14 protein-coding genes and 1 riboswitch are annotated in these 13,172 nt (G+C 61.7%); of the genes, 12 read left to right on the plus strand and 2 right to left on the minus strand.

The genetic code is table 11. The features are described from left to right. Positions 1–16: 16 nt before the first annotated feature. Positions 17–1,555: a glucose-6-phosphate dehydrogenase gene (locus HAV21_RS03160; protein ID WP_208095806.1), complete on the minus strand. Its 1,539-nt coding sequence runs from the start codon at positions 1,553–1,555 to the stop codon at positions 17–19. Between the two features lie 30 nt (positions 1,556–1,585). On the opposite strand from HAV21_RS03160, the gene ffh reads away from it, so the two are divergent. Together ffh and HAV21_RS03170 are read left to right on the plus strand one after the other, a co-directional pair. Further along, complete coding sequence (gene ffh / locus HAV21_RS03165; protein WP_142938764.1) at positions 1,586–3,166, plus strand: signal recognition particle protein; 1,581 nt, start codon at positions 1,586–1,588, stop codon at positions 3,164–3,166. A 68-nt stretch (positions 3,167–3,234) separates the two neighbouring features. Continuing rightward, entirely contained in the window at positions 3,235–3,957 is a 723-nt protein-coding gene (locus HAV21_RS03170) for an alpha/beta hydrolase (protein WP_166840320.1), read from the plus strand. A 17-nt stretch (positions 3,958–3,974) separates the two neighbouring features. On the opposite strand, the gene thiC is transcribed toward HAV21_RS03170, so the two are convergent. Continuing rightward, positions 3,975–5,732, minus strand: a complete 1,758-nt coding sequence (thiC, locus tag HAV21_RS03175) for a phosphomethylpyrimidine synthase ThiC (protein ID WP_243753089.1) — start codon at positions 5,730–5,732, stop codon at positions 3,975–3,977. A 43-nt stretch (positions 5,733–5,775) separates the two neighbouring features. Further along, a riboswitch (TPP riboswitch) is annotated at positions 5,776–5,883 on the minus strand. Between the two features lie 83 nt (positions 5,884–5,966). Here thiC and HAV21_RS03180 point away from each other — a divergent pair. The 10 genes from HAV21_RS03180 to lepB (HAV21_RS03225) all read left to right on the plus strand — a co-directional run bounded on the left by HAV21_RS03180 (position 5,967) and on the right by lepB (HAV21_RS03225) (position 13,172). Continuing rightward, a complete protein-coding gene (locus HAV21_RS03180; RefSeq protein WP_166840324.1) occupies positions 5,967–7,049 on the plus strand; it encodes an amidohydrolase family protein in 1,083 nt (360 codons plus the stop codon). Positions 7,050–7,127: 78 nt separating this feature from the next. Continuing rightward, entirely contained in the window at positions 7,128–8,000 is an 873-nt protein-coding gene (locus HAV21_RS03185; protein ID WP_142938768.1) for a VOC family protein, read from the plus strand. A gap of 90 nt (positions 8,001–8,090) precedes the next feature. Then, a complete protein-coding gene (locus HAV21_RS03190; RefSeq protein ID WP_142938910.1) occupies positions 8,091–8,543 on the plus strand; it encodes a hypothetical protein in 453 nt (150 codons plus the stop codon). 235 nt (positions 8,544–8,778) lie between these two features. Further along, complete coding sequence (rpsP, locus tag HAV21_RS03195) at positions 8,779–9,198, plus strand: 30S ribosomal protein S16 (RefSeq protein ID WP_166840903.1); 420 nt, start codon at positions 8,779–8,781, stop codon at positions 9,196–9,198. A 1-nt stretch (position 9,199) separates the two neighbouring features. After that, the gene (locus HAV21_RS03200; RefSeq protein ID WP_011775119.1) at positions 9,200–9,442 is read left to right on the plus strand and encodes an RNA-binding protein; all 243 of its coding nucleotides are present in this window, start codon (positions 9,200–9,202) and stop codon (positions 9,440–9,442) included. Positions 9,443–9,572: 130 nt separating this feature from the next. Continuing rightward, positions 9,573–10,127: a ribosome maturation factor RimM gene (rimM, locus tag HAV21_RS03205; protein ID WP_166840326.1), complete on the plus strand. Its 555-nt coding sequence runs from the start codon at positions 9,573–9,575 to the stop codon at positions 10,125–10,127. Next, positions 10,128–10,928 carry a tRNA (guanosine(37)-N1)-methyltransferase TrmD gene (trmD, locus tag HAV21_RS03210; RefSeq protein WP_166840328.1) on the plus strand — a complete coding sequence of 267 codons (801 nt, stop codon included), beginning with the start codon at positions 10,128–10,130 and terminating at the stop codon, positions 10,926–10,928. A 265-nt stretch (positions 10,929–11,193) separates the two neighbouring features. After that, positions 11,194–11,547, plus strand: a complete 354-nt coding sequence (rplS, locus tag HAV21_RS03215; RefSeq protein WP_014922079.1) for a 50S ribosomal protein L19 — start codon at positions 11,194–11,196, stop codon at positions 11,545–11,547. 80 nt (positions 11,548–11,627) lie between these two features. Further along, complete coding sequence (lepB, locus tag HAV21_RS03220) at positions 11,628–12,305, plus strand: signal peptidase I (RefSeq protein WP_142938771.1); 678 nt, start codon at positions 11,628–11,630, stop codon at positions 12,303–12,305. Continuing rightward, positions 12,306–13,172, plus strand: coding sequence for a signal peptidase I (gene lepB / locus HAV21_RS03225; protein WP_142938772.1), 867 nt, complete (start codon positions 12,306–12,308; stop codon positions 13,170–13,172).

Genomic DNA, 13,172 nt, shown 5'->3' on the forward strand with positions numbered 1-13,172 from the left:
GATGTGCCATCAGTCTTTAGTCCACGACGCCGGTGGGCCAGTTCGCCGGCCCCGCGCTGCCGGCGTCGTACTCGTCCAGCGGGACGTCGCCTGCCTCCCAGGCGCGGAGGACCGGCTCGATGATCCGCCAGCAGTCCTCCGCGGTGTCGCCCCGAACAGACAGCAAGGGGTCGCCGTTCAGGATGCCTTCCAGCACCTCACCGTAAGGGAGCATTCCGGCTGCGCTGAGCTGCGCCACCAGACTTGCCCGGTCCAGCGTGAAAATGTCGCCGGGTCCGTTGACGTCGATGTCGAATTCCAGCACGTCGGGTCCGAAACCGATCCGCAGCTGGTTGGGGGAGTCCACGCCTGAGAATCCCTTCGGAAGATGGGGGACAGGGCGGAAGGTGATCACAGCTTCCTTGCGTCGGCGTCCCAGGGCCTTGCCCGAGCGAAGGATGAACGGAACACCCTTCCACCGCCAGTTGTCGATCTCCACCCGGACTTCGGCCAGGGTTTCGGTATTGCGGGAAGGGTCTACACCCTCTTCGGCAGCGTAATCCGGAACTGTCCGTTCGCCGAGTGTTCCCGCCGTGTAGCGGGCGCGGCCAGTGGATTCGCTGTACGGAGCTTTGATGCTGCTGGCCCGCAGGACGGTTGCCACGGCGTCACGCAGGTCCCGTTCCTCGATGGTGGCCGGGGCGTCGATCGCCAGGAATGCCATGATGTGCAGCAGATGGCTCTGGATCATGTCCCGCAGGGCGCCGGCAGTGTCGTAATACCGGGCCCGGCCCTCCAGTGCCAGGTCCTCATCAAAAATGACCTCCACCTTTTCTATGTGGTCCCGGTTCCAGACGGGCTCCAGGAACCTGTTGGCGAAGCGTAGTCCCAGGACGTTCAGTACAGTGGCTTTACCCAGGAAGTGGTCCACACGGTGGATGTGGTCCTCGGGAACCAGCTCAGCAAGTGTTTTATTGAGCTCGTGCGCAGATTCTGATCCCGAGCCAAATGGCTTTTCCATCACCAGGCGCGTTCCAGGGGGTAGCTGATCCCGGTGGAGGACCTCGCAGGCCTTTTGGCTGACGTGCGGGGGCAGAGCGAAGTAGATGGCAATGGGCCCCTCCAGCTGCGCGAGCAGGTCCGCCAAGGGGCCTACGGCGGTGACATCCACCTGATGGTATTCAGTGCTGGAGGCGACAGCAGCCACGTCAGCGCGACCCTCGGCATCGGCGGTAGCTGACGCCGCAGCGAAGGCGCCATTGACCCGCTCCTGCCACTGTTCGGGGGACCAGGGGTCAGAACCCGCCCCCACCAATCGCAGGCCGGGCGCCCGGCCGGTAGCCAGGAGTCCGGCCAGGCCGGGCAGAAGCAGCCGGCCCGTCAGGTCCCCGGACGCGCCGAGGATGAGCAACGTTTTTACAGTTGTTTTGCTGGTCACTGTGCCAGCATGCCATCTTGCAGGTGCGACTTGGTACCCTAGATAGTCGAGTCCCGTAGTCGAAACAGAATTGTTGGCTGAGGCAGGTTTGCCGGGGCAAGAATGATCAGGACTATGGCGTGCCGCATTGGCCGCCATTCGTAGACCATCGAAAGAAGTGCACGGCGCGTGTTCAATTCACTCTCTGACCGGTTGACAGCAACCTTCAAGAACCTTCGTGGCAAGGGCCGCCTCACCGAGGCTGACGTCGATGCCACAGTTCGTGAAATTCGCCGTGCCTTGCTGGATGCGGACGTTGCAGTTTCCGTGGTCCGCGAGTTCACAGGCCGCATCCGCGAACGTGCCCTCGGCGCCGAAGTCTCGGGAGCGTTGAACCCGAGCCAGCAGATCGTCAAGATCGTCAACGAGGAACTCAAGGAGATCCTCGGCGGCGAAACGCGCCGTATTCGTTTGGCCAAGACCGGCCCCACCATCATCATGCTCGCCGGCCTCCAGGGTGCCGGTAAGACCACTCTTGCAGGCAAGCTATCCAAGTGGCTCAAGTCCCAGGGCCACAGCCCCATGCTGGTGGCTTGTGATCTCCAGCGCCCCAATGCCGTGACCCAGCTCCAAGTGGTGGGACAGCGCGCGGGCGTCCCGGTGTTCGCTCCGCACCCCGGTGCAACGTCCGAGCTCGAGCACCCTGCGGGCGACCCCGTAGCCGTCGCCAAGGCCGGTGTTGAGGAAGCACGTCAGAAGTTGCACGACGTCGTGATTGTTGACACCGCCGGTCGTCTCGGCGTCGACGCCGAGATGATGGATCAGGCCCGCCGCATCCGTCAGGCGATCATCCCCAACGAAGTTCTCTTCGTTATCGACTCCATGATTGGCCAGGACGCCGTTAACACGGCGATGGCCTTCGATGAAGGCGTTAACTTCACGGGCATCGTTCTGTCCAAGCTCGACGGCGACGCCCGCGGCGGTGCCGCGCTCTCGGTCGCGTCCGTCACTGGTAAGCCGGTGATGTTTGCCTCCACCGGTGAAGGCCTGGATGATTTCGAGCTCTTCCACCCGGACCGTATGGCTTCCCGCATCCTGGACATGGGCGACGTCCTCACCCTGATTGAACAGGCCGAGAGGTCGTGGGACAAAGACGAAGCTGCCCGGATGGCGAAGAAGTTCGCTGATCAGGAAGACTTCACCCTGGACGACTTCCTCGCCCAGATGCAGCAAATCCGCAACATGGGCTCCATGAAGAAGATGCTCATGATGATGCCGGGTGCGCAGAACATCCGTCAGCAGCTGGAGAACTTCGACGAAAAAGAGATCGACCGCGTTGAGGCGATCGTCCGCTCCATGACTCCGCACGAGCGTGTTGCTCCGAAGATCATCAACGGCTCACGCCGTGCCCGTATCGCCAGGGGTTCCGGTGTGCACGTGTCCGAGGTCAATGGCCTGTTGGAGCGGTTCGCGCAGGCCCAGAAGATGATGAAGAAGCTCGCTCAGGGCGGCGGCATGCCGGGTATGCCCGGCATGCCTGGTCTCGGTGGTCCTGGCGGCGGGCGCAAAAACGGGAAGAACGCCCCTAAGAAGAAGGCTCGTTCGGGCAACCCCGCAAAGGCGGCACAGGAACTGCGTGACGCTGAGGCCAAGCGGGCCAACGCGGCCTCGGCAGCACCCACCGGCGCGGCTTTTGGACAGGGTGCCGCGGACTTCGATCCGTCGTCCCTGAATCTCCCCAAGGGCTTCGACAAGTTCCTCGGAAAGTAAGTAGTGCTTCCCAAGGAGCCGGGATTTCCGGCCCTTGGGATGTCAGAGCCGTGGAATAGGCTGAACCAATGCATAAGCAGCGCGTAGTCTTCGTTCACGGCCTGGGCAGTTTTGGTGCTGCGGCATGGCCGAAGCAACATGGCATGGCCCTCGCTTATGATGCCCTCTTCCTTCGGCGGCACGGCTTTGATGCCGTCGCCGAACCAACGGAATCCAATGTGGCAGCCGATGTTGCCATTGTGATCAATGCCTTGCGTGATTCGGCTGGTGGGCACGTGGTAGCCCACCAACAAGGCGCTATCTCTGCCATGCTGGCGGCCATTGAACGTCCTGATCTGGTGCACTCGCTGACTCTGGTGGAGCCCGCTTGTTTGTCGTTGACGGCTGAGCTTCCGGCAACGGGTTCCCACCGGGCCCTTATGGAACCGTTATTCGACGCCCGCATGCAACTCAATGACGCTGATTACCAACGTGAGTATTTCCGCAGGGCGTTTTCTGCCGAAACGGGAGGCCTGGACACTCCGGAAGCACGCCGTTCAGCCCGCCGGCTCAGACTCCAGGCGCCACCATGGGAGGCCCCGCTCCACATTGTTCCCGGGGTTCCCACTTTGGTTCTCACCGGCGGATGGGAGCCGCTCTACGAGGAAATTGCCGGCTACCTCCAGGAGACCGGTGCCCTTCGCCGCGTAGCAGCGGGAGGTCACCGGCCCCAGGATTCGGTTGACGGCGATCAAGCCATTCGTTCGTTCATCGCCGAGGTTGGCAGGGCAAGGTCAGTTCAGGCTTCCTGATTCGGCTGGTCCCTAATTCAGGGGACGCGAAGCTCCGGTAGGTACACCTTTCCTCCTGAAGCCAGGAACTCCTCGCTCTTTTCGCGCATCCCCTCATACATTCCTGCGATGGCTGCCTGTGATTCTGCCGAACCGTATTCTGCACGGATGTCCTGGCTGATCCGCATGGAGCAGAATTTGGGTCCGCACATGGAGCAGAAATGAGCGGTTTTTGCGGGTTCTGCGGGCAGTGTCTCATCATGGAACGCTTCTGCTGTGACGGGGTCCAGGGACAAAGCGAACTGGTCCCTCCATCGGAACTCGAACCGAGCCTTGGAAAGTGCATCATCGCGTTCATGAGCGCCGGGGTGCCCTTTGGCGAGGTCGGCGGCGTGAGCGGCGATCTTGTACGTGATGACGCCCGTTTTCACGTCGTCCTTGTTGGGAAGCCCCAAGTGCTCCTTGGGGGTTACGTAGCACAGCATTGCAGTGCCGTAGCGCGCAATTTCCGTGGCGCCGATGGCCGAGGTGATGTGGTCATAGCCGGGTGCGATGTCGGTAACCAGTGGACCCAGTGTGTAGAACGGCGCACCCTTGCACAGCTCCTGCTGGCGCTCCACATTCTCCCGCACCAAATGGAAAGGAATGTGCCCGGGGCCTTCCACCATCACCTGGACGTCGAACTCCCACGCCCGCTGCGTCAGCTCTGCTAGGGTGTCCAACTCGGCGAACTGCGCGGCGTCGTTTGCGTCCGCAATGGAACCGGGACGCAGCCCGTCTCCCAAGGAGAACGCGACATCGTACCGGGCAAAGATTTCGCAGAGCTCGTCAAAGTGCGTGTAGAGGAAGTTCTCCTGGTGGTGGGCAAGGCACCACCCGGCCATGATGGAGCCGCCGCGGGATACGATGCCCGTGACCCGGTTGGCGGTCAACGGCACGTACCTCAGCAAAACGCCCGCATGGATGGTCATATAGTCCACGCCTTGCTCGCATTGCTCAATGACGGTATCGCGGAAGATTTCCCACGTCAGCTTGTTGGCCTCGCCGTTAACCTTTTCAAGGGCCTGATAGATAGGGACTGTTCCGATCGGAACAGGTGAGTTGCGGATGATCCATTCACGCGTCGTGTGGATGTCGTCCCCCGTGGAGAGATCCATCACCGTGTCAGCGCCCCACTTGGCAGCCCACTGCAGCTTGTCCACTTCCTCGGCGATGGAGCTGGTGACCGCTGAGTTTCCGATGTTGGCGTTGATCTTGACCAGGAAAGCTTTGCCGATGATCATTGGTTCGGATTCGGGGTGGTTGATGTTGTTCGGGATGATCGCCCTTCCCGCGGCAACTTCGCTGCGGACGAGTTCAACATCGCAGTTCTCCCGCAAGGCGACGAACTGCATTTCAGGAGTCACAACTCCCTGCTTCGCGTAGTGCATCTGCGTGACAGTCCTACCTTCCACGGCGCGGCGCGGCACGGGTTGCGCGCCCTTCCACTCCGCTGACGCTGCCCCACGCCGGACCGCGGACTTGCCGTCGTCGAGCAGGTTCCGCTGCCGACCGGAATAGGCTTCCGTATCTCCGCGGGCTTCGATCCACGGTGCACGGAACGGCTCCAACCCCACCACCGGATCGCTGCCTGGGCCTGCTGTTCGGTAAACCTGCAAAGGTGGATTGGCTAGCCCGTTGGGGGAGGGCTCCAAGGCGATCGCGGTGACGGGGACGCGTATGCCGTTGTCCGGATCTTCCAGCCACGCCAACGAGTGGGACTGCAACGATTGCGTGACGGACTGTTTTTGGTCCATGCCGAACTGATTTTGGACAGGGCTGTGCTGTGTTTCTGCGGTGCTCAAGGGAATACTCACTTCCTTCGCCGGCATTACCCGGACAGGTTCAACGGTCGCAGACTGCATCAGTCCGATCTCAGCCCCTGCAAGGGCTCCCGTGTGGTCGTAGACGAAGCTACCACAGCTACGAACCACCGCCCAGTCACATGGTGGGAACCGGCTCTGCCATGCCACCCCGGCTACGCTTTTGCCATGGCCAACATCATCGAATTCAGTGGACCCGTGCTCGTCTCGGCGGACGAAGAGCGCCAGGGGCTATGGTCAGTGGACGGCACCTTGACGTTCCAGCGTCCCGCTTCTGCGCCGGACAGAGTGCTGGACGGTTGGGTCCTGCCGGGTTCGGTTGACGCTCACTGCCATGTCGGACTCGGTGTTGGAGGAGCCGTTGATGAGCACGCCACGCTGGCCCAAGCCCAAGCAGACCTCGACGCCGGGACGCTGTTAATCCGCGATTGCGGATCGCCCTCGGACACCCGCTGGGTACAGCAGCGATCGGACTTGCCCCGCTTGATCCGTTCAGGCCGGCATATTGCGCGGAGCCGGCGGTACCTCCGCGGCTTGGGGCATGAAATTGAGCCCGCTGAACTGGTTGAGACCGTACGAAAGGAAGCCCGGGACGGCGATGGCTGGGTGAAACTAGTGGGCGATTGGATAGATCGCGACGTCGGTGACCTCGCGGTTTCCTTCCCGGCCAGGACCGTGAAGGATGCCATCTCAGCGGCACATGATGAAGGTGCCAGGGTCACGGCTCACTGTTTCGCTGAGGACACCATTGACGACATGCTCGATGCCAATATCGATTGCATTGAGCACGCTACCGGTCTCCTCCCGAGGCACCTTCCCCGCTTGGTGGAGCAGTCGGTGCCGATTGTTCCCACGCTGGTCAATATCGCTACCTTTCCCGATATTGCCGCGCAGGCAGAGCCAAAGTTTCCGAAGTACGCGGATCACATGCTGCGTCTGTGGGAGCGTCGCCATGAGCGTGTGTTGTCGGCCTTCGAAGCGGGGGTTTCGATGTATGCCGGGACTGATGCCGGCAGCGTCATCAGGCACGGTCGGATTGCGGAGGAGATGAAGGAACTGCACGACGCCGGCCTTCCGCCGGCTGCGGTCCTGAACGCCGCATCCTGGGGTGCCCGTGCGTGGCTGGGAGCCGAGGGCATCAGTGAAGGGGCCAGCGCCGACGTCGTGCTCTGCAGTGAGGATCCGCGGCGTCAGCTGCGGACTATGGACGAACTCCGGCACATCGTGATTCGGGGGAACGTGGTGCGTTAGGAATAAATTGAAGCTTCAAGTAATTTAGATAGGTAAGAAGGTGCCGATAAGCGGCCACCTCGGAACCGGGAGCTTCACATGACCTCATCATCCAGCCAGGATCTTCTGCCTGCCGAACTCACCATGGGCACCGTCATGCTCAAGGTGGGCGACATGAAGGTCATGAGTGACTACTACCAGCGGGCCCTTGGCCTGGACGTGGTGGCCGAGCAAGACGGCGGGCTGTATTTGGGGCGTGTCGGCAAGCCGGTCGTCCACCTCGCTCCCGCGGCTGGCCTGCAGATTCCGGGTCGGGGCGAAGCCGGCCTGTTCCACACGGCCATTCTGTTCGAGGACCAGCCCTCATTGGCCGCCACCATTGCCACGGCAGCCGAATACGAACCCCGCGCGTTCGCAGGCAGCGCCGATCATTTGGTCAGTGAAGCGTTCTACTTCACCGACCCCGAAGGCAACGGCATTGAGCTGTACTACGACAAGCCCCGTGACCTCTGGAAGTGGGATGGCAAGAACGTTGTCATGGACAACGTTGCTCTCCCGCCGCAGCGATTCCTGCAGCAGCACCTGAGTGAAGCTGCCGTGACCGGGCAGCGTGAGTCGGCGGCCGGCGTCGGGCACGTTCACCTGCAGGTGGGTGACGTGGAGACCGCGCAAAAGTTCTACGTTGAAACCCTGGGCTTCGAGCGCACCGCAGGCTGGCACGGCCAGGCGCTTTTCGTCTCCGCGGGCGGCTACCACCACCACATGGCCATGAACGTCTGGAACAGCCGTGGAGCGGGCCCGCGAAAGGACACGCTGGGCCTGGGGGAGGTCCTGATTCAAGTCCCCGGCGCCGATGACGTGGCCGCGCTTGCTGATCGCCTCAAGGTTGCCGGTGTGCAGAGCCACCATACCGGTGCCGAGCTGCGCTTTGATGATCCTTGGCGGAACAAGCTGCGCGTCACCGTGCGCTGAGGACCAGTCCGCGCCCCCGGCTGCACTAGGCTTGGCATGACGGCACGGAACCTCCGGGATCCTGTGCCGCCGCCCCGTCAGCACGAAGGAATGAGAGTACTTTCCATGGGCTTTGCCGAAGTTTTTGTAGCCACCCACGATGAAGCGCTCAAGCGGGCTGCAGCCTTGGAGAAGGGTGCAGGTGTAACCGGCCCGGCCGTTCGGATTGACGGCATCACCGATTTCGAAGTCGAACAACTGGGCGACCTCGCAGGACAGGCTGTTCACGCCGCCGGAGCTGACTACGAGCTTGCCCTGGTTGACGTCACAAGCGACGCCCTCCTGGGTGTCCCTGAAGCCATGGTGCGGGCCCTTGCCGAACTGCTCACCTATGAGAGCGAAGGCGACGCCAACGTTCTTGACGACGTTGCCGCTGCATGGGCTGAACAGGACGATATGCCTTTCGATGCCGCGCAATCGCGCCAGTATGTCCAGCAGTTGGCTGCCCTCGCGACGGACGTCGAGAAGGCGGAGCGCGCCGGGCTTTACGTCTGGTCCGAATGACGCCCCTGTTCGCCTCAGGCTGCACCATCAACCGCGGGAGTGGGCAAGAACACGCCGGGTAGGGGGACCGGAGTCGTATTTGCTCCGGGCATCTGGCACAATAGACAGGTACTCGATCGGTGCGGCCCCTCTCTCCGTGCTCGTATCTTGTCCTTCGAACCGTCTAGTACGGCCCGCCCCACGGGTGCAGAACGTCGGGTTCAACCTCGTTTCAGAAACAGGAGTGACCACAAAAGTGGCCGTAAAGATTCGCCTTAAGCGCCTCGGTAAGATGCGCGCACCGTACTACCGCATCGTCGTCATGGATGCCCGCGCCAAGCGCGATGGCCGTGCCATTGAAGAAATCGGCAAGTACCACCCCACCGAAGAGCCGTCGTACATCGAGGTCGCTTCCGAGCGCGCCCAGTACTGGCTTTCCGTTGGTGCCCAGCCCACTGAGCAGGTTGCCGCGATCCTCAAGATCACCGGTGACTGGCAGAAGTTCAAGGGCCTGCCGGGCCAGGAAGGCACCCTGAAGACCAAAGCTCCGAAGGAAGCCTTCGTAGCCCCGGAGAAGGGTTCCGTTATCATTCCGGAAGCCATCACCAAGAAGGCCAAGAAGGACGAAGCCGAAGCTCCGGCCGAGGCTGAAGCAGAGACCACCGAGGCTGAGTAAGTTGCTGGCAGAAGCGCTCGAGCACTTGGTCCGTGGGATCGTTGACAGCCCTGAGGATGTCAAGGTCAGTGCCAAGAACAACCGCCGCGGGGAATCCCTCGAGGTGCGAGTTCACCAGGAGGACCTCGGACGGGTGATCGGCCGACAGGGACGCACCGCGCGTGCATTGCGCACCGTGGTTGCAGCCTTGGCCGGTGGCGAGCAGGTCAGGGTCGACGTCGTCGACACCGACCGTCGCCGGTAACGCGCTCAGCACTACTTGTCTTAGATCCGGCCCCTTCACCGAATATGGTGGAGGGGCCGGATTGCTTTATCCACAATTTCCTGTCATTGCCGCCGCGCGGCGCAGGCACTATAAGAATTCAGAGGAACCCATGCAGCTCCAGGTGGCCCGGATCGGCAAACCGCACGGTATTCGCGGCGAGGTAACGGTGCAGGTACTCACCGACGCGCCCTCCGAGCGTTTCGTCGCTGGAACCGAGTTCGTTGTGGAGCCCGCCTCCGCTGGCCCATTGACCATCCGCAGTGCCCGGTGGAATAAGGACATCCTCCTGCTTGGCTTCGAAGAAATTGCCGACCGCAATGCTGCCGAGGTCATCCGGGGAGCGAAGCTCTTCATCGAAACCGAGGAACTAGACGACGAAGACGACGACGAGGGCTGGTACGAGCATGAGCTGGTTGGCCTGGAGGCCCGCGTTGGCTCGCAGGTAGTGGGCAAAGTAGCTGCTCTCACCACCCTTCCAGTCCAGGACCTGCTGACGGTCGAGGCTGCCGATGGCAAGGAAATCCTCATTCCCTTCGTCGATGAAATCGTTCCCGAGGTCAACGTCGAGGAAGGCTACATCCTCATCACCCCACCATCAGGCCTGTTTGAGATCAACGACGAGAACGTCAAGGAGCCCAAGGATGGCCCCGGGGATGATGCCTAAATGAGGATCGATGTTGTCAGCATTTTTCCTGAGTACCTCGCCCCGCTGGAGCTCTCGCTCATAGGCAAGGCCCGGCAGGACGGGTTGCTGGAGCTGAACGTCCACGATCTGCGCACGTACACGACGGACAGGCACCGGACGGTGGATGACACCCCGTATGGTGGCGGCGCCGGTATGGTCATGAAACCTGAACCGTGGGCGCAGGCCCTGGAATCAGTCGCAACCGTCCGCGAAGGCTCACAACCGGTGCTGATAGTTCCGTCGCCGGCAGGGGAGAAGTTCAACCAAGCCCTGGCGTATGAGCTCGCCGAAGAGCAACACCTGGTCTTCGCCTGTGGCCGATATGAAGGCATTGACGAACGCGTCATCGAGTGGGCCCAGGATCATTTCACCGTCCGGCCTGTCAGCCTCGGCGACTACGTCCTCAACGGCGGTGAAGTGGCAGTGTTGGCCATGGTTGAAGCCATTGGACGCCTTCTTCCAGGGGTGGTTGGCAATCCGGAATCGCTGGTTGAGGAATCCCACTCGGATGGCCTTTTGGAGTATCCCGTGTACACCAAGCCCTCAGCGTGGCGGGACCACGACGTCCCTCCGATCCTGCTCAGCGGGAACCACGGCAAGATCGCCCAGTGGCGGCGCCATGAGCAATTCCGCCGCACGGCGGAGCGCAGGCCGGATCTTATGGAAGGGCTCGACGCCGGCGTGTTGAGTCGCGCGGACCGGCAGGCCCTCGCGGAGCTCGGGTACGACGTCGTCGATGGGCGCTTGCGTGCCAAGCCCGGCGGCAACGCCGGGAACTAAGTCACGTCCCGCCGTCGAAAGGTGCGGGGCGCCGGGCGGTTGGCCGTATGGCAGCACATATGGCAGAATTAACCCTTGTGTCTGCTGGGCTGACACCTGCCACAGGGGGAGTTCAGCCAACAGTCGGACAACCCGGTGACGCCAATCAGTGGCGGAACCGGACATTAAGAAACTTCGGCGGAGATTTCCGGTAGGCCTTTGTGCCCCGGGCTTGTCCGCCGTAACCCAAAGTGAATGACCTGTGGCGTTCACCAGGAGTGGATTAATGCATATCCTCGATAGCGTAGATGCAGCCTCGCTGCGTAACGATGTTCCTGAGTTCCGCGCGGGCGACACCCTCAAGGTTCACGTCAACATCATCGAAGGCAAGAACTCCCGTGTTCAGGTATTCCAGGGCTTCGTCCTGGGCCGCCAGGGCGACGGCGTTCGCGAAACCTTCACCGTGCGCAAGGTTTCCTTCGGTGTCGGCGTAGAGCGTACCTTCCCGGTACACTCCCCGATCATCGACAAGATCGAGGTCGTCACCAAGGGTGACGTCCGCCGCGCCAAGCTTTACTACATGCGCGCACTGCGCGGTAAGGCTGCGAAGATCAAGGAAAAGCGCGACTTCGCCAAGTAAGTCCTCCGACTTACGTAAGGGGTCCAGGATTCGTGCCCGGTTGTTCCGGAGCAATCCGCAACGCAACAGGGATACGAGTCATGGACACATCAGAACGCCAGCCCCGGAAACAGGGCTGGCGTTTTGTTTTGCTCGCACTAGTGCTGGCCGTTGCGATCAGCGGCCTGGTCCGGTCCTTATGGCTGGATGTGTACTACATTCCCTCCGAATCCATGGAACCCCTTCTTGAAGAAGGGGACCGGATCCTGGTCTCTCGGACGGCCTTCGCCTCTGAACCGATTCGCCGCGGGGACATTGTGGTTTTCGACGGCCGCGGTTCCTTCGACCCCCTGAGCAGCGGACAGGGTCCTTTTGTTGATGCGGTGTCCGCCGCCAGCCAATGGTTTGGGCTCACCGGCAGCGACACCACGTACGTGAAGCGTGTCATAGGGGTGGGCGGCGACCACGTCCAGTGCTGCGACACGGCAGGGCACCTCACGGTGAATGGTCAGGTTCTTGAGGAACCCTATCTGTATCCCGGGGACGAGCCCAGCAAACAGAAGTTCGACGTCGTGGTCCCTGATGGTCGCCTCTGGCTCATGGGTGACCACCGTTCACGTTCCGCTGACTCGCGCGGGCTGCTGGGTGCCCCGGGTGGCGGCATGGTTCCCGTGGATCGGGTTGTAGGCCGACCGGTCCGGATCGTCTGGCCACTTGATAGATTTGCAGAGATGCCTCGCTCAGAGCAGGCCGAAACACCACCGAAGAACGGACAGTAAATGCCGGACAAAGCTCCAGAGAACCCCGAGCGTTACGACGACGACGCCCGGCTCTCGGATGGAACGGCCAGTGCCGCCGGCACGGCTGAGTCCCGCCCGGATGACGACGTGACGCCTCGGCCCGAAGAATCGGACGGGCCTCGTGCCAGGGACTCCGAAGGAGGCTCCCACGCAGCCGAGAAACCACGCAAAAACCCCGTGCTTGTGTGGGTCAAGGAAATCGTCACCGTTGTGGCGATTGCGCTGGTGCTGTCCTTCCTGCTCAAGACTTTCCTGTTCAGGGCGTTTTACATCCCCTCCGAGTCCATGGAAAGCACGTTGGACGTCAATGACCGCATCTTCATCAACCTCCTGGTGCCAGGGCCCTTCGACCTCGAACGCGGGGATGTTGTGGTGTTCAGGGACGCTCAGGCTTGGTTGCCGCCAGTAGCCACGAAGCCGGCCGGACCCATGGACTGGGTGGGAGACGGCCTGGAATTCGTCGGCCTGGCTCCTGACAACAATGATCAGCACCTGGTCAAGCGCATCATCGGGCTCCCGGGGGACCGGGTGTCCTGTTGTGATGCAGAAGGCAGGCTTTCCATCAACGGTGTGCCTGTGAACGAGACTTACATCAATCCGGCCGAGGTGCCGCAGCCGAAGCCCTTCGATATTGTTGTTCCGGAAGGAAAAGTTTGGGTGATGGGGGATAACCGCAACCACTCCGAGGATTCCCGGATGCATCAGGAAGTCAACGGCGGATTTATCAACATCGAGGATGTTGAAGGTAAAGCCACCGTTATTGCCTGGCCGATCAACCGATGGACCATCCTCGACAACTATCAGGACGTTTTCCGTGACGTCCCTGACGGCACCCCGGCTAAGTAA

The sequence above is a fragment of the Paenarthrobacter sp. MSM-2-10-13 genome (genome assembly GCF_011605365.1).
Lineage (GTDB): Bacteria > Actinomycetota > Actinomycetes > Actinomycetales > Micrococcaceae > Arthrobacter.